The following is a 21,805-nucleotide window of genomic DNA, read 5'->3' on the forward strand; positions in this document are numbered from 1 at the left end:
GATGGAATCGGTAGCTGTCGCTCCTTTACCTAATGCTTGAACGGTTGGGTTAGTATTATCTAGGTCGTAAGTCCAATTACCATTATCTGTTAGGTGGAGAGTACCTAAAGTCCCAACAATGTTGGTATTGGAAAAGTGCGCTTCGCCGGTATCAACATCCGTGACAGTCAGTGTGCCAGAGGTATGAAGTTGAGATTCTTCTGTTACTGCGCCAGTATTTGAACCGCCAATCACCGCGTTATCATTAGTGCCATTAACCGTGATAGTTATTTGATGAGGAGTACCATCGGCAGAATGAACGGTGATAGTATCAGTAGCTGTCGAGCCTTTACCTAATGCTTGAACCGTTGGGTTAGTGTTGTTTAAATCGTACGTCCATGCGCCATTGTCAGTAAGGTGAAGCGTACCGAGTGTGCCGATAATATCAGTATTTGAAAAATGAGCCTCACCACGATCAAAGTCTATTATTGTCAGCTTTCCGGAAACATGAGTTGTCACATCTTCGGTTGTTGTCGCAGAGTCTTTTCCTGAAATAACAGCTTGCTGCTGTGAGTGTTGTGGTGGAGGTGTGTTTAATGTCGTAGGGGGAGTGACCAATATAGCAGGAGCTTGGTTAATTGTATGGTTTTGCACTGGCGTAGGAAGAATTCCAATGGGAGTTATTGCGTGCGAAGCTAAATGAGAGCTACTTCGTGCGCTTGGCGTTATTACTGGTGTGCGCTCGTTCGTATCATCATGAATAGGTTGAATATTGCTCATTTTGTTTTCAGCAATAGGATCTAAAAATGTAATGAGTGATTCATTGTGATGAGGATTTGACTCTTCTAATGTATCGCTTTCTATATTTGAGTTTTTTTCGTCGGCGAATTCTTCTAGTGTAAGTGTTTTAGAAAAAGAAAAACTTGGCAAAATTAGCATCAATTGAGGGTAAAGAGAGAGCCTACTAGCTAAATAACGTTGGCTTTTATTTTTTTTCTTTTTAATCGGTGATTTTTCTTTTCCCGGATCTGAAAATGATTTAGCTTTATTATTTGAGTTTGCTTTATCTGACTGCTTATTCATCCATGGCCTCAGTACACAATATATAACTTATTATAAGTTAAGGATATAGAAGGCAAAAAAGCCAATACTAAGGTTAATAATTATTTAGAGGTGAGCTCCAGTTTCAATAAAAGATAGTGCTATCAATTATACCGATTCAATTTGAAATGATTGTAAGGTCATATAAGTCGCGTTAATCTTGAGTGTAAGTTAACCAAAACTCTCAATTTTTGTGATGCCAATCGGTTTTCTGTGCAAGAGTGTAATCTATCATCATTCCTTTCGGGATCTTAATCACACTAATGCCTCAACCGTTTGGGTAAAGTAACTTCATCGAATCAAATATAACTATTTAATTAACGCGACCCTACAATCGCAAGGAGTTAACCATGACAGCAGCAGTATTCCATTTAGGCGTAACACAAGCAGATCTTCAAGGTGCAGAAATGGCGATCATCCCTGGTGATCCAGCACGTGTTCAGAAAATCGCAGAACAAATGGAAAATCCTAAGTTTTTAGCAAGTCACCGTGAATACACTGTTTATCTAGCAGAATTAGAAGGCAAAAAAATTGTTGTTTGTTCTACTGGTATCGGTGGTCCGTCAACATCTATTGCTGTTGAAGAGTTAGCTCAATTGGGTGTGCGTACCTTCTTACGTGTTGGGACTACAGGTGCAATCCAACCGCATGTAAATGTAGGTGATATGATTGTAACGACAGGTTCAGTTCGTTTAGATGGTGCGAGTTTACATTTTGCTCCAATGGAATTCCCAGCCGTTGCTGACTTTGATGTTGCAACAGCAATGCGTAAAGCGGTTGTTGACCAAGGTGCAACTGTTCACACAGGTGTTACAGCATCAAGTGATACTTTCTACCCAGGTCAAGAACGTTACGATACGTTCTCAGGTCGTGTTGTTAAGCGTTTCCAAGGCTCTATGCAAGAGTGGCAAGACATGGGTGTGCTTAACTTTGAAATGGAATCAGCAACGTTATTAACAATGTGCGCAAGCTCAGGTTTACGTGCGGGTTGTGTTGCTGGTGTTATTATCAACCGTACTCAAAAAGAGATCCCAGATCACGCAACACTAAAAGAAACAGAAGCACGTTCAATCAAAGTTGTTATTGAAGCGGCTCGTAATCTTCTATAAATAGAAGAGTGAAAAGAAACATAAAAATGCCGCTGATTCGTAATGAATGAGCGGCATTTTTTTGTAGTAAAATAAATAATAAAAAGACCGAATTACTTGTATTTTTTGTTATTTAAATAGCAATGTATTCGTGACAATTATTAATGACCGCCAGCTGCTAAGAACCAATTTAGAAGGTGTTTTTTAAGATCGCCCAATTCATCAGGACCAATGATCGCTAAGCCTAAATCTTGTGCTCGCATAATGTCATTATTACGTAGGGGACGGAAGCTAACCAACATAGCTCGTGCTTGCAGGCCGCCCAAAAGGTCACGTAACGACTCTAATTTATAAAGTGTATCATCGCCATCATCTCGCATGCCTTTGGTCTTACATTCAATGATATGCAGCTTGTTATTTACTATGCTAACCACATCAAGCTCATTACGAACGTCTTTCGTTCCTATTTCACGGTGAACTTGTACATTTAATGAATGGTCTTGCAGAGTAGGTAAGTATTGTTGAATATCAACGACCGTATTATGAACCAGAATTTCTAACCATTCTCCGTTAGCTAATCGGCGCGCTTCTTCACAATCAAAGGTTAATACACCGTTGTCATATTTAGCTAGACCGGTTTCTACTAAGTCGTTTAGCAGCATATTTAGTTCTTTATAGCTTTGTTGTTTTTCAGTTACTTCAACATCCAAACGTTGTTCTTTACGGCATGTGGTTGCTAGATAATTCAATGTGGCTAAACCTGGGCCTAATTCTAGTGCATTACTTGCCCAACGTTGACATAGCTCTCGCAGACGTTTATCCATATTTTCTGGTAATTCAGTTTCAGAAAATTCACAACGAGCACCAAAAATAGCAAGGTAATCACTTAATTTAATGTTATCAGCAACGTGTTTTTGGTTACGACCATCAGGATAAACCCAGCATAATTTATCGCTGAAAGGTTCGACAACAAAAATTGGCCAATGGTATGAACGAAACACTTCATAGGCAGAAAGAAGACGGTGTCGAAGACCACAACTAGCGTTTAATTTAACTTCACTGAATTTGTCTTTAATAGTGATAGCTAATGTTTGTAATGATTCTTTAATTAAATGAATATCAACAATATTTGGGATCTCATAAAAATCAGATGATATACCTTTGTATTGTAAAATCTTTTCTAATCGATGAAACATATCTTTTTGATTTTCATCACCAATGAAAATCATGTGTTCTCCTTTTACAGAGAGATCGAGTAAGGGGGTAATAAGACGTACGGGGTCTTGATCTATTATGCCAACATGCGTAATCATTTAATAATCCTTGTAATAGTGATTACACATAAATAGAAACGGAAGGCATGTGTAATCAAATAATTATAGTTATGCTGAATAAGAGTAATCGGACTATTTTGTGCGATCAGTATAAGTTTCTTATTCAATACTAATGTAATGAGGGGTTACATGATAAAAATCAACCCATAATTAAATATTCTTATTTGGGCTTAATAAAAAAAGACGATAGAATAGTGCCACATGCCTTAAAGACAGAATAAACTATGAGCTACTTACCTTTAGATGAATACAATCGCAAATGGATTTTTACTCATCAATCAATGCCAGTTGATGGTGAATTGTTGCCATTAATAAAGCCATTCACTCAAGCAAAATCTGCTCAAGTTTGGAATGATTTTATTAGTGCAAATAGCCCTACTGCTGATCATTTTGGCTCAAAAGAATGGCCAATGAAAAAAAGCACATGGAGTAATGAAATCGATTGGCAGCACCGTTGGGACAGTGATAACGAATCATTACCTGAAGAAGTGTTAGCGTTTATTGATTGGGCTGATGACGTAACAATTTATTTCTGTTATGAAAAATATAATGTTATCGAGACATCATGGGGTACGTTTAAACAAGCGTGGAAAAACTTCTTATTCTATGATGACTTACCAATCTTAATTGGTAAGAAGAAATCACAGTCATTGTGGTTTAATTCAAAAGGTAAAGTGAAGTTAGGTTCAAGAAGTTAATTTCATAAAGGAAAAATAAAAAGGCTCATAGTGATTAACTATGAGCCTTTTTTATCGATGAGTGACAGCGTTAAGAATGAATCCTTGAAATCACATACTCTGGAGCATGTATTTCAAGATAATGTGAAAAGCTATCTAGTTCTGGTTTTAAATCTTCAGTGTTTGCTCTATTTAAATGGATAATAAACCTTTGAAACTCATTGATATCCAATATCTGTTTGTTATACATAATCCATTCAATAACTAGCTCTTGAGGAGCAGGAATTAATTCACTGAACCTTTTAGCTGCATTGCGTAACTCTCGAGTACCGAAGCGATACCAACCAATAAAATAAAGTAACACCATAGCCGCTAAAATTACGATATGGATCATTAGAGTTACCTTTGAATTGTGTCCAATTTAGTATACGCATTTCAAACACTTTTTGAAGGCAATTTTTTTATGTTTGCGAAGCTCTGACAATAATGGTGTAAATTTAGTCAGTTATGATATTAATTCAACAAACGTAATCCAGCCGGTAGGGCATCTCCAAAGAGGCGTTTTGAATCCGCTTCGGTTAACGCCTGTTGGTTTGACACTAAATCAATCCAACTTTGTGGAGAGCGACTTTTTTTCAATTTATTGATGATATCTTCACGTAACTCATCGGAAACATCTAATGTTCTGTCACCAGTTAATCTAGCCATCATTACTGTAGCAAAACCTGCCATTGGTTGTTCTTTCCAATCTTGCTCTAATAGAATTGGTATCCATTGGGAAACTTGGCTTGCCGGAATTAAGTTATGTTGACTGCCATAGAAAGGTGAACGAGAACAAATTCGACCTAATGCCCACCAATGAACTTGAGCTTGGTTGCCATTTTTGGCATGCCCTAGCATCCATGTAGACAGTAATGTTTTATCTTCAACATCTAGGTGTTCTAATGCAGCAGAAAGACGAACCATGGCTTCATAGCTTTTGTTGGTTGCATCTTCTAATGTTTTTGGATTGCGTAAAGAACCCGGGTGTAAGTATTTTGCAATGTCACCCAAAATGGTTTCTTGTTGTTCTTGATTTAATCCACCTGAGATCCGACGCCAGAATGTCCACCAATCATTCCAAGATTGTTTTGATTCAAACTGGATACCTTGTTGGTAAGTTTCCCACGCTTGGCTGATTTTCCACTCATCGGCAGGATAACCAAAGCCGGGACGCAGTGCGAACCCCGTCATTTTCAACCAGTTCTGTTCATGCTTATCTGAACGACGGCGGCGTTTTTTACTGTCTAATAATGCAGTTGCTAGTTCACGAGAAGTAATTAAATCCCATGATTCACGTTTACCAATTAACTTCTCAATATTTTTAGAGAAAGCTTTAATGGCGTTTGGATTTTGCTTACTGCCACCGTAAGCCTCTTTAATATTTACAATTGCATTAGGGAGACGAGGGGGCAAAGAGATTTGCTCTGCAAGATTGGCACTCTTATTTGAAGCTTGGTTACGGACTTCAAATTCAACTAACCAACGTTGAGAGTCGTCTTCTATTGAAACGCATTCAATCTTAATTGTACCGACTTCAGTAAATTGGCAAGCCAAAGTCACTTCAACGCGATCTTTTTGATTGGCGTGTAATTCATCTTTGGCTTTGCTTGATTCAAGTGTGACGACATAAGGTGGTAAGCTAACAAAACTTGGATCTGATAATTCAGTGATCATACCTGAGGTAGCCAGTTGGTCTTTAGTCGTTGAAAGTAGGTTGAATCGGACTGGTTCACCTAATGTTAAAGAGAAGCGGCGACTTGTCATTCGAATTTCTTCGCCTTCATCACTGCCTTTAGCTAACAAGCATAAACCTTGGGGCTGTTTGTTTTTTTCTTCTAATTGTAAATAGAACGAACGAGCAGAACCTCCTCCAATCTTTAGTTGTGCACCATGACGTGCTTTACCATAAGCAACAGCACCATAAGCAACAGCTAAATCTGGATGGGGGTTAGATAGTTGTGTTACAGGGTCACCTTTCCAGTGGCTTAATAATTCAACGGAGCGGTTAGCAAGAAGTGGGCTATTAAAGACGCCCCCGTTTAATAATAAGCCGATAGGGATTGCGCGATCGTGATGATCTGCGAGATCAGATTGATCCCAGCCTAGAGCCTTCATCGACACTTCTTTGTGATTATCTAAGAATTGCGCTAAATGTTTACTAATAGCAGGATCGGATGCGTAGGGCAGGCCAAATTCAACCACGGCGGATTGGCGTTGATTTGGACGGTCATTAAACTCTGTTAATGGTAAAAAACCATCTAATGCAATACTGTGAACTTCTTCTTTACTTAGTTCGACCTTGCGACTTCCACCTAATAGTTTAGAGCCCGATCCAAGAAGAGTGATATGACCTGAATCAGGAGCATTGGCAGAGAGTAAGCGCTCTTTGGTTTTACGCGTTTGTTGAATTAATTTTGTTAACGCCGCAGCGGTCATTTTTTTACTGCTGTCTAAACGCTGTTCAGCTAGGTGTGCTAATGCGAGATCGATGTTATCACCGCCTAACATTAAGTGGTCGCCTACACCGATACGATCAAGAGATAATTCATCTTTATCAAACCGCGCTTGGATCAAGCTTAAGTCCGTTGTACCGCCGCCTACATCGCACACTACCATTAATGGTACGTTCTTTAGGATATCTTTTGCTGTATCTTGATGGTGGTGATACCAGTCATAACATACGGCTTGAGGCTCTTCTAATAAAATGATCTTATCAAGGCCAGCCAGTTTTGCGGCTTGGATAGTAAATGAACGAGCACTTTCATCAAAAGAAGCAGGTACAGTTACGACAACTTCTTGCAGCTCCATTGGCGCATCTGGGTGGTGGTAATTCCAAGACTGACGAACGTGGTTTAAATAACTGGCACTGGCAACAATAGGAGAGACTTTCTCAACATCTTCAGCTCCAGCCCAAGGCAGAATATCAGAGGTACGATCGACTTTTGTGTGAGAGAGCCAACTCTTAGCGCTGACGACTTGGCGGCCTTCGACTTTTGAGCCTAATTCTCGCGCCCATTCACCAATGATTGCGTTCTTTATTTCGCCATCAATCGCTTTTATATTCCAAGGCAGAGTTAAATCGTTGTCACTGATTTGGCTTTGTGATGCATGGTATCGAAAAGAAGGCAGTAGGGGTTTACGAGCAACTTCACCTGGGCCAATTAATTGGTCAATATTGAAGATTTCAATTGGACTGGTTTCAATGCCAAGAGACAGATCAGTATAAGCAACAACGGTATGGGTAGTACCAAGATCGATACCAATTAAATAGCGATTAGAATAACTCATAAAACTCCAACGTGACTTAGTCTTATAGTGACATCATTTCTGTAAAGATAGAAAGCGACAGCGATAAAGAAACAAAGTGTATATAGTAAAAGAGTTCAGCAACCATAACGGTGACTGAACTCTTAAAGAAGCGATTAGCGAAGAATAATGTTCAAATTATGCTTCACGAACACTAAATTCAACGTGCCATTTTTCACCGCTATCGGTAGCAATGGCTTCAAGATATAGTGTACCTAATTCAGTTACTTTTGAAGCAAGGCGAACAGGAACCACTTCACCAGCTGAACGACCTTCGGTAACTGGCAGAGTAACTTGAATTGCGGGTAGCTCTTCTAGTTCTTCTGGCATCCAGAAATCAAGGTGTGTGCCTGCTTGATCATCACGACGAGTGGTTGAACCGTAAAACTTAAATTGCACAGGTTGACCAATCACTAAGCCAAATTGTTGGCTAGGAACATCAACATGAGAGCCTTCTTCCATTCCGAATGGTGCTACACACAATGCTTCCATTGGTGGTTCCATTCCTGGGATGGCAGGCATAGAGCTTTCGATACCTACGTAATAGCTTGATGCGATACCACCACGGATACGAACGCCTTTACCTGTGCGAACAGAACCGTAGTAAGACGCACCAGAAGCAACCGCTAAGTCAAGGTCTAACCCTTCAAGTAGTTTTGCATCTTCTGCTTCTGCGTCAATTAACCAATCATTAATAATACCCAGTAATCGGTCTGCAAGTAGAGTTGATTTTAGAACGCCACCATTTAACAGAATCGCTGTAGGTTTAATAAAATCAGCTTCATTTTGTTGGCCAAACACATCATCAGTTGCTGCTTGTTGGCGAGTTAAGAAGCTTGCAAGATGACGCGTTACTGCTGCATCTTGTGCATAAGGCAGGCCCATTTGAGTCAGTGCGCCACGAGCAGATTGAACTGGGTGTTCAGTAACAGGAACAACAGGGAAGAAGCCTTCAACCAGTGTTTGTTGTACTTCTTCTTGAGTCAATTCTGTTTGCAGTGTGCCACCTAACAATTTAGACCCACGGCTAGGAACCACGATTGGAACTGCACGCAGTTCTGAATCGTTAAGCAATGCTTCTTTTGCATCACGACATGCATGAGTCATTACTTGGATTTGCCAAGGTTGAAGTTGCTTACCTTCTTGCGCTAGCTTCATTTTTAAACGATAAGCCAGAGCCAAATCCATGTTGTCGCCACCAAGAAGAATGTGATCGCCAACCGCAACACGGTTTAGGCTTAAGTTACCTTCTTCTTCAGTTACAGCAACTAAAGATAAATCGGTCGTACCACCACCGATATCGACCACAAGGATCACATCGCCAATGGATACTTGGTCGCGCCAAGAGTCACCGTTATTTTTAATCCAGCTATAAACTGCAGCTTGTGGCTCTTCTAATAACGTAAGGTTACGGAAACCAAGATTATTTGCAGCTTCTGCCGTTAAATCACGTGCCGCAGGGTCAAATGATGCAGGCACAGTAATCGTTATGTCTTGTTCATTTAGAGGATGCTCAGGGTTTTGAAAATCCCATGCATTTTGAAGATGCTCTAAATAACGCTTAGTGACTTCAAGAGGTGATGCTTTGATCACTTCTTCAGGGCTATTTAATGGTAAGAAAGCGTCACGACGATTAACACCTCCGTGGCATAACCAGCTTTTAGCACTAGCAATTAAACGAATAGGAGTTTTACTACCAAGGTTGCGAGCAATGTTACCCACAATTGCGTTTGGCTTAGTAGTCCAAGGAAGGCTTGTATCACCTTCAAGCAATTCTGCTTCGTGTGCTTGGTACATAAATGAAGGCAGTTGAGATTTCTCTTCTACTTGTCCTGGTGCCGTTAATTGTGGAATTGGCATGACTTGAACACTTGCGTCTTCATCATGTAAATCAACATAAGAAAGAACACAATGTGTTGTGCCTAAATCGATACCGATACTAAATTGTGCTTGTTCCATTACAGTTCTACCTCTGCTGGTGCAACAATAGTCGCATCATAACCGTCAGCTAATTTAGGAAGCTTAACTTCTGCTACTTTCCAACCGCGGTGAATTAATGTGCCGTTAAATGGCGCTTCGCCAACAACGTTACCGGTTAAGCGTACTTCTGATGGATTGAACCCAGCAGGAATAGATAAGCGAGATTCCTCTTCTTCAGTACGTACAGGAACAAGTGTGAAGTATTCAGATAATACTTTTTGGCCACCGTCATGAATAACACGAGCGGCTGCGCCAACTTCTGCATCAGCAAAGCCTTTTAAATCTTCTTGCATAAAGTCGATGAAGCGCGCTTCTTTTTGTAGAAGAGATAATAATTGTAGAGCAGATTCTGGGGTCGTTGCTTTTACTTTTGGCTCTACTTCAATGATTTTTTCAATGATCTTTTCTACTTCAATGATTTTTTCGATTTCTACAATTTTCTCAACTGGTTTCTCAATAATTTTTTCTTTTTCAATTTCAACAATTTTTTCAACTTCTACATTTTTGCCTTTTTTAGTTGCATATAAAAGAGCAAATAATGCCGATGTGCCAAACAGGACAATGTGGCCTAAATCAAAGGTAGAAGGAATGGTATTTAAGTCAAAATTCATAATTCTTTCTCTATTTTCTAGGGTGCAATGCACCGAACGTTTTTAACTAAGTTGTGGTCAATAGTAGCATATTCAAGGGATAAGAGAGAAAAAGAACCGAGTGAAGAAAGGCTATGTGATACCGATTGATGTTATTTTAAACAGATTCAAATGATTTTGAGAGCAAGCTTTTGTTCAAGAGCGATTTTGTTTCGCTATTTGCTATTTTTGATTAGAATATAAGGGCGTTACAAATGTTTGAGGTGACAAGTGTTTAAGAATAGTTCTATTCATATAATAGCCAGCTTTATATTGGCGATGACTCTAAGTTTGTTATGCATGCGTTTTGTTTATGACTCAAATGTAGAGGCTAACCAGAAGATTTTTAGTAAAGAGACTGAACGCCAGTCGATTCTATTGTCTTTACTCATTGAGAAGGATATTGATTTTATTGGTGCAGGTGCAGACTTTTATCAATCAGGCTCAAAACAAGATTGGCAACAATTTCCTCTTTTTGCAAACTCGCTAATTTCTCGATCTGACAGTCTAATTTCTCTTCAATGGATGCAGAAAGTTGAAGAACAAGATATTGAACAACATATTAAAGAGGTTCAGCAGGTTTTCCCCTCTTTTGCTATTTTTACGGTGCCTAAAAATAAACCTAAAAAATACGGTTATGTATTTAAAAACCACGAACCAATTTATGTTGCGACGGATATTTATCCAAGAGATGAAAAAAACCTTAGCGTACTCGGTTTTTATTCTTCCAGAGAGCGGTTCAAAAGAGTATTAGATGAGGCAATTCGTACTAAAAATCCAAGTATCTCCGATAAAGTTCGACTTTTACAAGATAGCTTAGTGTCTGGCGCGCCTAAAACGGGAATGTTAGTTTATCACCCAGTATTCACAGCGGATCAAAAAACATTAAAGGGGATCATGATTGGGGGACTTAGGGTAGCCAACTATTTTGATAAGTTAGTAGCATCAACCTCTTTGGGTCAATCCGCCGTTATTAAGATTTGCGATACTGGTTTTGATGCTGAAGATGATCCTGTCATGTTTCAGAGTTCAAATTGGGATGAGTTTAATGGTTTGATCTTGTCAAATGATATCAAAATAGAAAACAGAGTATGGAATATTGAATATAAGAGTAAGCATTACATTAGTGACAGTCAGCGACTAAGCTTATTATGGATGTTTATTGGTGGCATTATATTATCCACTTTAGTTGCTGTGATAACGTATATGGTAACTCGTGACAAAAAGCGCATTGAGAGGCTATTGGAAGTTAGAACAGAAGAGTTACGTTACATGGCTATGCATGATGACCTTACTGGTTTATTGAATCGTCGTTCAATGACGACAGTATTGAACCAATGTATTGATGAGAAAAAATCTTTTGCGTTAATTTGTTTTGATATTGATAATTTTAAAGACATTAATGATACCTATGGTCACCCTGAAGGTGACGCTGTGTTACTGCACATGACTAAATTAATGTCGGATCTTTTAGCTGACTCAGCATCAATAATACGTTTAGGGGGGGATGAATTTGCGGTTATTCTTGAAATAAAAGACTTGGCGCATTTATCACTAGTAGCAACAAATATTCATCAAGTAATAGAAGAGTCTCCAACGTTAACATCAAATATTATCATTGAACAAACCATTAGTTTAGGTGCTGTTCTTTGGAAAGGGGAAGCTAAAGAGGTATTACTAAAATTAGCAGACCAAGCTTTGTACTACAGCAAAGAGCGAGGAAGGAATCAAGTGACGGTTCGTGGCTGATTTTTCGGCAAACAAATAACAGACTCTCGCGTAAGTGCTTTTGATTGGGTAGAATGCCTGTCTAATAAATATTGAGTCACCAAAGGATCACCATGAACTTTAATCGTATCGTCTGTTTTGATTTGGAAATGTGTTGCTGGAATGAGAACGGCAAAGGCAGAACAGGAGAGATCATTGAAGTCGGATTAGCTGAGATAGACCTACAGACTGGCGAAGTGGTTAGACGAGCTCAATATTATGTCAAACCGGAAGTCGACGAGATTTCACTTTTTTGTGTCGAGTTAACGGGGATAACCCCGCGTAAGATAGAGAAGCAAGGCCGACCTTTAGAGGGCGTTCTAAAATCAATGATTAAGAACTTTGGTGGCACAAATAAAATTTATGCAGCTTGGGGTCATGATGAACTGATTTTGAAATCTGAATGCGAGGCAAAAGGAATTGATTTCCCATTTGTAGAGTTCATTAATTTAGCAACGATTTATCGTATTCGGTCTCGCAAGAAGAATGACAGAATGGGGCAACGTAAAGCAATGGAAGAACTTGATATTGAATGGGAAGGTAGACAACATTCTGGCTATGTCGATGCTTATAACCTTGCTCAATTAGCATTGAAAATCTTATAATTATTTGCTAATTAAAATATGTTAAACATTAAAAAAGGAGCTGATTAGCTCCTTTTTTATTTAATGCAAAAGAATTTATTTATTATCGCGTTTATATAACTCAACAAATGAACGCTGATAAGCAGTTGCGATTTTAGTTATGATTTTTTTAGCCATAGCAGCGTCACCTTTTAATTTGATTATAGGACGAGGTATTTCGTCTCTGTATGGCGCGCATTATAAATAATTTTTTTAATATTTCTAGCAAGTAAAATTGTTTTTTAAGATTAGTTTTTCTAATCTAAATTTATTCTCCTACACGATCAATGTCGCGACTACTAAGTAATGAAAGGGCAATAAAACAGAGGACGATACTTGGCTATAATAAGGTAAAAATATGCATGAGTGATGGCGAGGTTACGAGGGCATGTCAGTTTTATGAATCAAAAAAGGAAGTCAAACGACTTCCTTTTTGTTTTATAACTAGTTAATTACTGATAGAAGATTACGCTTGTGCGTTTTCTACTTGTTCATCAGTACTTTTTTCACCAAGAACTCGACTTGTAATTGTACCCGCTGTCATTGCGCCACTAACGTTAAGAGCAGTACGAGCCATATCAATAAGTGGTTCGATAGAAATAAGTAGAGCGGCAATAGTTACAGGTAATCCCATTGCAGGAAGAACGATTAATGCTGCGAATGTTGCGCCGCCGCCGACACCTGCAATACCAAATGAACTTACTGTGATAATGGCAACTAAAGACAGAATAAAGTGAGCATCAATAGGGATCCCCATTGTTGGAGCAACCATTACCGCTAGCATTGCAGGGTAGATACCCGCACACCCATTTTGACCAATAGTGGCACCAAATGTAGCAGATAAATTCGCAATCGCTGGTGGAACTCGTAGCTTAGTAATTTGAGCTTCAACGTTTAGTGGGATTGTTGCTGCTGAGCTACGAGAGCTGAATGCAAACGTCAATACAGGCCAAATTTTCTTGAAGTAATCAATCGGATTCACACCAACAAAAGAAACCAATAAACCGTGAACCATAAACATCAGAAGAATAGCGACGTAAGAAGCAACGATGAACCCAAGTAGATTTAAAATATCGGCAGCATTTGATGTCGCAACAACTTTAGTTAATAGCGCTAAGATACCGTAAGGGGTTAAAGCCATGATCATCTTAACCAAACGCATTACAATTGATTGGGCAACATCAACAAATGTATTAATTGGGCCTGCTAACTCTTCTTTCTCTTGGCTTACTTTTCGAGCCGCGATACCAGCAAGAATAGCGAAGATTACTACCGCAATAATAGACGTTGAGCGAGTACCTGTTAAATCAGCAAATGGATTTGTAGGAATAAAGCTGACAAGCATTTGAGGAATAGTTAGGTCGCTAACACTGCTAATGCGAGATTCTAATACTGCAACACGAGCGGTTTCACGCGCGCCTTCAGTTAACCCTTCAGCCGTTAAGCCAAAGGTGTGAGTTACAGCAATACCAATAAGAGCAGAGATCATTGTTGTGATTAACAATACGCTAATAGTCACGCCACTAATCTTACCTAAAGAGCCTGATTTATCTAGTTTAACTACTGCGGAAAACATCGAGACTAACACTAATGGCATGATAACCATTTTTAGTAGCCCAACATAACCACTGCCAACAATATTAACCCAATCAAGCGTCGTCTTCATTACAGCACTGCCTTCACCGTGGATAATGTGAAGACCTAAACCATAAAGACTACCCGCAATTAAGCCGATAAGAACAAGGCGAGACAGCGTGTATTCTTTGCGCTGTTGGGTATTAAGAAAGAAGATAAGACCGATAAAGACGATCAAATTGATGATAACGGCTAATGACATACTGCTTTTCCTGTTTATTTAGTGCGCTCGTTATTGTGTCGATTTGAAACAAGCTCTTTGTATTTAAAGGCATAATAACGGTAAGCCTAGGCTTAAGATAAGTGATAAAAGTTATCATATATAACTAAATGGAATATAGATTGCATTTTAGGTTATAGATAAGACGATTTGATGCCAAGTTGAGTATTTGTAGAACAGAATTAGGGGATGAGTTACCATTTCTAAATAATAAAGGTAACGATAAAGGAAAATAAAATGGATCATGAATTTTGGGAAAAGAAATGGGCAAGTAACGTTATTGGTTTTCACCTATCGGATATTAACCCAGTTTTGACTCAATATTGGTCAGCATTAAAACCAAACCGTAATGAGAGTGTTTTTGTTCCTTTATGCGGAAAGTCGATGGATTTAGATTGGCTTGCTGAAAAGCATAACTCAGTAACGGGAGTTGAGCTAAGTAAAATAGCCGTACGTGCTTTTTTTGCTGAGCGCTTATATACGCCAACGGTTACAGCATTAACTAGCAGTCTTGAGTTGTATGAGTTTGATGAATTTACTATTTATTCTGGTGATTACTTTACCGCGCCGATTGAAGCAACCGATCTGATTTATGATCGTGCAGCATTAGTCGCTCTACCTAAAGAGATGCGTGAAGAGTATGTACAAGTATTACGCTCTCGTTTAAAAGAGGGAGGCCGTATCTTGTTAGTGACATTAGATTACGACCAAAATGAAATGTCAGGACCTCCTTTCTCAGTACCAGAGGATGAAGTACGTTCGTTATTTTCAGGTATGAGCATCACAAAACTACAACGAGATGAAGCAGGTACAGATCATCCTAGAATTAAAAAAGGATTAACTCGCTTTGCTGAAGAAGTGTGGTTAATTGAGGACTAGAAAACTCACCTAAATATAAATTGCTTAATACAATGAAAGCCGCCTGATTTTTATTTGGCGGTTTTTTTGTTGTTAATGAGCTACCTGTCATAAAAATGTAACTGAGAATAATTGTTACATAAAAATGTGATCATTCATCATTTATATAATAGGGGATGCCTTTATGCTTCTTTATCACCCTACAAATAAGATAATGATAATTATGAAAAAACATATATTAGCCTCTGCAATTTTACTTTCCTTAACTGGCTATGCCACAGCGGCTGATAGCGAGATCGTTGATGTGACTATTCTTGGTACGTCAGACATCCATGGACATTTCATGCCTTGGGATTATGCGAGTGATAAACTCAATATGAAAGGCAGCTTGAGTCAAATTGCAACGAAAGTGAAAGCTATTCGGGATGAGCAAGAGAATGTCATTTTGGTTGATGCTGGCGATACCATTCAAGGTAACTTTGTTGAAACCTTTAAAGATGAACCAACTGATCCAATGATGCTTGGTTTCAATGAAATGAAGTATGATATTTGGGTTCTTGGTAATCATGAATTTGATTTTGGTTTAGATGTACTTAATCGCTCTTTGACTCAGTTTAAAGGCACGTCATTAGCAGGAAATATCAAACGAGAAGATGGCAACCCATTTTTACCGGCCTATAAAATCATTGAAAAAAATGGCATTAAAATCGGCATGATTGGTATGGATACACCAATGACTCAAGTATTTGCTGAAGGTACAAATCGCTTAGAGGGAATGACGTTTACTAATCCATCTCTAGAAGTAAAAAAAGTCATCAAACAGATAGACGATAAAGTGGATGCGATTGTATTGGTCGCTCATATGGGGCTTGATAATGAGAATAACATTGAAGCCACAGGGGTTAGTGACATTGCTAATGATAACCCAGAAATTGACGCCATTGTTGCAGGACATATGCATACCCGCATTGATAAAGCGACAGTGAATGGTGTGATTATTACCGAACCAGATAAGTATGGACGTGCACTTTCTCGTATCGACTTACAATTTGAAGAGAAGAATGGACAGTTTACTCTCGTCAATAAAGATAGCTTCACCTACAAGATAAAAGGTGTTGAGTCAGACGAGAAGATGGAAGAGTTATACGCACCGTATCATAAGCGTTTACGAGAGAATGCAAACCGTGTGGTGGCTGAATTACTTGGTGTTGATTTAGTACCAGAGAATGAAATCAAAGGCATACCACAAGTTCATATCCAAGATACGGGGATCAGTGCACTTTTCCAAGAAGCGAGCATGCATTATGCACCATTAGCAAATGTGATTGCTTTGCAAATTGATAACGACATGGCAGAACTCGATGTAGGTAAAATCAAAGCTAAAGACATTGCTTATAATTATCAGTACGCAGGTGGTGAAATTACTGTGTATGATATGACGGGTAAAGATCTTAAAACTTACATGGAATGGTCGGCAGGTTATTTCAATAGTGTAAAAGAAGGGGACGTGACTTACAGTTTCAATCTTGATCGTCGCTCGTCAAAATATTCAACTAATGACTTCTTTGCTGGGGTAACTTATACGATTGATCTGACGAAACCTGCAGGCCAACGTATCACGAATCTTGGGTTCGATGATGGTAAAGTAATTACGGATACAACACCAATAAGAATCGGAATGAATAGCTACCGAATGGGGCATTTAACCAAATCGGGTGGTGTACTTGAAGGACGAGTTTTCCCTGTGTTATTTGATAGCGAAGAAGAATTTGGTGAGGATGAAGGGACGATTCGTAACTTAACCATTCGATACTTAAATGAAGTGAAAAATGGTAAATACGAAGGCAAACCAATGAGCCGTTGGGCACTAAGCGGTCTTGATGGTTATGAAAAAGAGCGTGAAATCATAAAAGAGTTAGTGAACAGTGGAGAAATTAATGTCCCAACCAGTGATGATGGCCGTTATACCAATGTTGAGTCTATTAATGTGAAAGATAAGATCTTTTCAACGGAAGAAGAATTAACTACTTATCTAAGCAAGCTTGAAAAAGAGCTAAAAACGGCAACAACAGAAGCAGAAAAAGCACGAATTCATCGTGATATGGTAATAGTAAAGGCGCTGAATTAAAGGTGCTATGAACGAAAAAGGTGGCCATGTTGATTGGTCACCATACGAGCGGTAACTCCACATACCATAAACACGTAATGCATCACGGTAAATGCCTAATAGCTCCCCATCTGTCGGGACTTCAATTCTTTTGTGTTTCTTTTGTATACTTTTTGATATTTATAAAGTGTGAACGAGCATCCCAATTTTTTTTTAAAGTATATATTGAGATTATTAAAATACTGTATTAATGGCTAGTATTTCATATAAATAACTGTAATTCATTAACTTGCCAAACTGATCACAGAATTATCTCTCTTAGAAAAGGACAATGCACTTGCTTTCGAACGAGTGATTTTGTTTTTCGTTCGAGCTTTATTGATACCATCGCAAATAATAATGGAGTTAACTATGTTTGGTATATTTAAACCCCAAGCGCATATAACACGTCTGGCTTCCAATCAGATAGATGGCACTTATACGCGTTTACGTTGGCAATTGTTTATCAGTATTTTTGTTGGTTATGCTGGTTACTATCTTGTTCGTAAGAACTTCAGTTTGGCAATGCCATATTTAATTGATCAAGGTTTCAGTCGTGGTGATCTGGGTGTCGCATTGGCTGCGGTATCTATTGCTTATGGTCTTTCAAAGTTCTTAATGGGCAGTGTATCTGACCGATCTAACCCTCGGTATTTTTTAAGTGCAGGCTTATTAATGTCTGCAGCCGTTATGTTTTGTTTCGGCTTTATGCCATGGGCAACAGAAAGTATTACGGCTATGTTCATTCTGTTATTTTTGAACGGTTGGTTTCAAGGTATGGGTTGGCCTGCTTGTGGGCGAACAATGGTGCATTGGTGGTCGCGTAAAGAGCGTGGTGAGCTAGTTTCTGTCTGGAACGTTGCACATAATGTGGGGGGCGGTTTGATTGGTCCTCTTTTCTTATTAGGTCTTTGGGCTTTTAACGATGATTGGCGCTCAGCATTTTATGTTCCTGCAATTTTTGCCACGTTAGTTGCTGTATTTGTGTGGATGACTCTGCGCGATACTCCTCAATCTTGTGGTCTTCCTGCGATTGAAGAATACAAAAATGATTACCCAGATGATTATGATAAGTCTCATGAAACAGAGATGACGGCAAAAGAAATCTTCTTTAAATACGTATTTAATAATAAGTTACTTTGGTCGATTGCGATTGCTAATGCCTTTGTATACCTAATTCGTTATGGTGTTCTTGATTGGGCTCCAGTGTATTTAAAAGAAGCAAAAGACTTCACGGTGGATAAATCATCGTGGGCGTATTTCTTATATGAGTGGGCAGGTATACCTGGCACGCTATTGTGTGGTTGGATATCAGATAAAGTATTTAAAGGGCGTCGAGCCCCTGCAGGTATTTTATTTATGTTTTTAGTTACCATTGCAGTATTAGTTTACTGGTTTAACCCTGCTGGTAACCCGACAATCGATATGATTGCTTTGGTTTCGATTGGCTTCTTAATTTATGGCCCTGTTATGCTTATTGGTCTTTATGCTCTTGAGCTTGTTCCTAAAAAAGCAGCGGGTACAGCAGCGGGATTAACTGGATTATTTGGCTATCTTGGTGGGGCAGTAACGGCAAACATTATCTTAGGATACACCGTTGACCACTTTGGTTGGGATGGTGGCTTCATGATCTTAGTGGCTTCTTGTGTCTTGTCTATTGTATGTTTGTTTTATGCTTTCTTAGGTGAAAAGGCACACCATAAAGCAAAAGAGAAAGAACAAGCTGCAATGTAATTAGGAAATACAAAAAAGGGCTGTAATAATTACAGCCCTTAATATTTCGTATTTAAGATGAAATCTTATAGATAAAGTTTTACAAGCTCAGTAGCTTCAACTTCTTTACCGTCAAGTTGTTGGTTCCAGTTTGTACCAACTAAAACACCATCTTCAGATAACGTAACTAGCCAGTCTTCAGCGAAGATGTCCAGTGGAATTTCAGTTACTTCAAAATCAGCCCATTCTTCAACATTGTGAAATGCGGCGTCTTCTTTATTAGACCAGAACGGCATTACTTCAGAGTTTTCAAATTCAGTTGATTCAACAGAGATCCAACCTTCTTCGTTATAAAGACTCCAAACTAGCTGTGTTTCTTTGGTTTCAGCAATGAAAAGGTCTAGGTTTGCTTGAGTATCTGACGTTAATTTGCTCATGATGATGTCTCGATTAAAATAAACATGGTGAATAATAAAGGATTATGCGGATTATGATACTTAAATTTGGAAAAAATTATGTTATAAAGTTATCAATTAATAATTTTATAACAACAAATTAACCATTGGCTTAAATTGTGTATTCGAACACTTTTTATCCTATGCTTAAAATACGAAATGAAAAGCTAATTTGTTGATGCGATTAGATGGATTTAGGTGATTATATGAAAGAAACAAATATACCTTCTCAAGTAGAAATAAAAACAATAGAAGGTGAAGCTTATTCACTGAATAAAGACGGTGTACCAACAAAAGTAGCTGTTGGTCAAAACATTGATCGTGATTCAGTATTGTTTACTGCATATGATGCAAAAGTAGTTGTTCAAATCAATGGAAAACTAGTTACGGTTGATAGAAATTGCATGAGCTGTCTTGATGAAACTAATACGACTCAGCCATTAAAAATGCAACAAATAAACGGTGATATTACACTCGATCCAACGCAATCGACAGATGACCTAGATATTGCAGCACTCCAAGATTCTATTTTAGCAGGGGAAGATCCAACAGAAATATTTGAAGCGTCAGCTGCGGGTACGAGTGGTGGTTCTGCTAATAGTGGCTTTGTTGTTATTGATTATGCGTATTACTCATCGATAGCAACGACAAATTTCACAACATCTAACGGATTTTCTTATGATAACCAAGAAGATATCGATAATTTAAGTGGTAATAATGCAAATGATGTACCTGCGATACCTATTATTACAGCAAATAATACGGGTATAACAAAAGAAGATGATGTACTTGAGTCTGAGGGGCAACTTGCAGTAATTAATCCGCAAAACAATCTTAGTTATACTTGGTCTATTAGTGGTAACTCAACCAGTGAATTTGGAGCACTTTCTCTAAATCCAACAACGGGTGAATGGGAATACACGTTAAATAACAGTGCGCTTTCAGTGCAATCTTTAGCAAATGGTCAAATTATTACTGATGTGTTTGAGGTATCAGTATCTGCTGGTGGGAACCTTACCTCGTCGCAACAAGTTACTGTAACCATTGTTGGTACTAATGATGACCCTATTATTTCTGGTATTTCTGTTGGCGATCTGACTGAGGGAGATGTTGATGATACTGACCCAACGGTAAGTGACACATTAACGGTTGCAGATGTAGATACATTAGATACACATACTTGGACAATTGTTGAAGGTGGTAATGCAACGTATGGTGTATTAACCATAAATAATGGTGTGTGGGAATACACCTTAGATAACTCAAGAGATGAGACTCAAGCTCTGGGTAAGGACGATGTTGTTACTGAAACATTTACCATTCAAGTTGATGATGGTAATGGGGGAATTGCTCAACAAGAAGTCGTTATTACTATTAATGGTACGAATGATGAACCAGTCATTAGTGGTACTAGTTCTGGCCGAGTGGTGGAAGATTTAATTGATTCTGCTGATGGGCAATTAATCGCTGTCGATGCCGATGCTGGAGATTTAGTATCGTGGTCTGTGACAGAACCAAGTTTAGGTACGTATGGTTCACTTGTTATCAATAGTGATGGTAAGTGGGTTTATAGTATTGATAATAATTTATCAGCGACTCAAGCTTTATCTCAAGGTGAAACTCAAACAGAAACGTTTGAGGTGATTGCTGATGATGGTAATGGTGGAAAGGTCACTCATACTATTACTGTCGACGTAACAGGAACAAATGATGATCCTGTCATTTCGGATACCTCTGTTATTGCTGGTGCGGTTGAGCACAGAGCCACAGAAAGTGCGACCGGCGATTTAGTTTTTGAAGATGTCGATACATTAGATACTCATACGTGGACAGTTCAACCGAATTCAAATGATGATCTTGGTACGTTCTCTGTAGATTCTTCTGGTAAATGGACGTTTAATCTTAATTCATCTTCTACTGCGGTTATCGCATTGGGTGTGGGTGAAACGCTAGATATTATATACAAGGTTGAAGTAGCTGATAATCACGGCGGTACAGATCTTCAAGATGTCACAATTACAGTCACTGGTTCAAACGATGGACCTGTTATTAGTGGTTCAGATACTGGTTCTGTTGTTGAGGATGTGTTGGGAAGTGCTACTGGGGAGTTAATTGCAACAGATGCTGATGCAAATGATTCTGTATCATGGAACGTAACGGATGGTGCAGGTGTCTTTGGCTCATTGGCCGTGGATGCGACGGGCAAATGGACCTACACGCTAGACAATACACTGGCGGGAACGCAAGCCATT

Annotated in this window: 16 protein-coding genes; 8 read left to right on the top strand and 8 right to left on the bottom strand. The window is 38.8% G+C overall.

All coding sequences use genetic code 11. The annotated features are described in order from the left end of the window. Positions 1-1,062: VCBS domain-containing protein (locus A6E03_RS20525; protein ID WP_255310672.1), on the bottom strand; the 1,062-nt coding region annotated here is incomplete at its 3' end. A 368-nt stretch (positions 1,063-1,430) separates the two neighbouring features. Between A6E03_RS20525 and udp the strand changes: the two genes are divergently transcribed. Then, positions 1,431-2,189, top strand: coding sequence for a uridine phosphorylase (gene udp / locus A6E03_RS18450; protein WP_065592844.1), 759 nt, complete (start codon positions 1,431-1,433; stop codon positions 2,187-2,189). Positions 2,190-2,329: 140 nt separating this feature from the next. Here udp and A6E03_RS18455 read toward each other — a convergent pair whose 3' ends face one another. After that, positions 2,330-3,481: a DUF1887 family protein gene (locus A6E03_RS18455; protein WP_065592845.1), complete on the bottom strand. Its 1,152-nt coding sequence runs from the start codon at positions 3,479-3,481 to the stop codon at positions 2,330-2,332. Between the two features lie 245 nt (positions 3,482-3,726). Between A6E03_RS18455 and A6E03_RS18460 the strand changes: the two genes are divergently transcribed. After that, positions 3,727-4,200, top strand: a complete 474-nt coding sequence (locus A6E03_RS18460) for a DUF2947 domain-containing protein (RefSeq protein WP_065592846.1) — start codon at positions 3,727-3,729, stop codon at positions 4,198-4,200. Positions 4,201-4,270: 70 nt separating this feature from the next. Here the strand turns inward: A6E03_RS18460 and A6E03_RS18465 are convergent, their stop codons facing one another. The 4 genes from A6E03_RS18465 to A6E03_RS18480 form a co-directional block, all read right to left on the bottom strand. After that, positions 4,271-4,573 (bottom strand): hypothetical protein, encoded by a 303-nt coding sequence (locus A6E03_RS18465; protein WP_065592847.1) that lies wholly within the window; start codon positions 4,571-4,573, stop codon positions 4,271-4,273. A 119-nt stretch (positions 4,574-4,692) separates the two neighbouring features. After that, positions 4,693-7,509 carry an Hsp70 family protein gene (locus A6E03_RS18470; protein WP_065601490.1) on the bottom strand — a complete coding sequence of 939 codons (2,817 nt, stop codon included), beginning with the start codon at positions 7,507-7,509 and terminating at the stop codon, positions 4,693-4,695. A 156-nt stretch (positions 7,510-7,665) separates the two neighbouring features. Continuing rightward, positions 7,666-9,486 carry an Hsp70 family protein gene (locus tag A6E03_RS18475; RefSeq protein WP_065601491.1) on the bottom strand — a complete coding sequence of 607 codons (1,821 nt, stop codon included), beginning with the start codon at positions 9,484-9,486 and terminating at the stop codon, positions 7,666-7,668. Further along, positions 9,486-10,118, bottom strand: a complete 633-nt coding sequence (locus A6E03_RS18480) for a DUF2760 domain-containing protein (protein WP_065592850.1) — start codon at positions 10,116-10,118, stop codon at positions 9,486-9,488. The genes A6E03_RS18475 and A6E03_RS18480 overlap by 1 nt, the downstream gene beginning before the upstream one ends. 249 nt (positions 10,119-10,367) lie before the next feature. Between A6E03_RS18480 and A6E03_RS18485 the strand changes: the two genes are divergently transcribed. Together A6E03_RS18485 and A6E03_RS18490 are read left to right on the top strand one after the other, a co-directional pair. Further along, positions 10,368-11,885 (top strand): sensor domain-containing diguanylate cyclase, encoded by a 1,518-nt coding sequence (locus tag A6E03_RS18485; protein WP_065601492.1) that lies wholly within the window; start codon positions 10,368-10,370, stop codon positions 11,883-11,885. A 92-nt stretch (positions 11,886-11,977) separates the two neighbouring features. Beyond that, positions 11,978-12,508: a 3'-5' exonuclease gene (locus A6E03_RS18490; RefSeq protein ID WP_065601493.1), complete on the top strand. Its 531-nt coding sequence runs from the start codon at positions 11,978-11,980 to the stop codon at positions 12,506-12,508. 484 nt (positions 12,509-12,992) lie between these two features. Here the strand turns inward: A6E03_RS18490 and A6E03_RS18495 are convergent, their stop codons facing one another. Continuing rightward, positions 12,993-14,363 (bottom strand): L-cystine transporter, encoded by a 1,371-nt coding sequence (locus tag A6E03_RS18495; protein ID WP_065592853.1) that lies wholly within the window; start codon positions 14,361-14,363, stop codon positions 12,993-12,995. Positions 14,364-14,618: 255 nt separating this feature from the next. On the opposite strand from A6E03_RS18495, the gene A6E03_RS18500 reads away from it, so the two are divergent. The 3 genes from A6E03_RS18500 to glpT all read left to right on the top strand — a co-directional run bounded on the left by A6E03_RS18500 (position 14,619) and on the right by glpT (position 19,119). Continuing rightward, positions 14,619-15,260 carry a thiopurine S-methyltransferase gene (locus tag A6E03_RS18500; protein ID WP_065601494.1) on the top strand — a complete coding sequence of 214 codons (642 nt, stop codon included), beginning with the start codon at positions 14,619-14,621 and terminating at the stop codon, positions 15,258-15,260. Positions 15,261-15,462: 202 nt separating this feature from the next. Then, on the top strand, positions 15,463-17,367 hold the full coding sequence (locus A6E03_RS18505; RefSeq protein ID WP_065601495.1) for a bifunctional UDP-sugar hydrolase/5'-nucleotidase: 1,905 nt from the start codon (positions 15,463-15,465) through the stop codon (positions 17,365-17,367). Between the two features lie 390 nt (positions 17,368-17,757). After that, positions 17,758-19,119 carry a glycerol-3-phosphate transporter gene (glpT, locus tag A6E03_RS18510; protein WP_065592859.1) on the top strand — a complete coding sequence of 454 codons (1,362 nt, stop codon included), beginning with the start codon at positions 17,758-17,760 and terminating at the stop codon, positions 19,117-19,119. A 65-nt stretch (positions 19,120-19,184) separates the two neighbouring features. On the opposite strand, the gene A6E03_RS18515 is transcribed toward glpT, so the two are convergent. After that, complete coding sequence (locus tag A6E03_RS18515) at positions 19,185-19,535, bottom strand: DUF2750 domain-containing protein (RefSeq protein WP_065592860.1); 351 nt, start codon at positions 19,533-19,535, stop codon at positions 19,185-19,187. A gap of 224 nt (positions 19,536-19,759) precedes the next feature. Here A6E03_RS18515 and A6E03_RS18520 point away from each other — a divergent pair. Further along, on the top strand, positions 19,760-21,805 hold a 2,046-nt coding region (locus tag A6E03_RS18520; RefSeq protein ID WP_083201883.1), incomplete at its 3' end, for a retention module-containing protein.

The sequence above is a fragment of the Aliivibrio sp. 1S128 genome, from assembly GCF_001691065.1.
Lineage (GTDB): Bacteria > Pseudomonadota > Gammaproteobacteria > Enterobacterales > Vibrionaceae > Aliivibrio.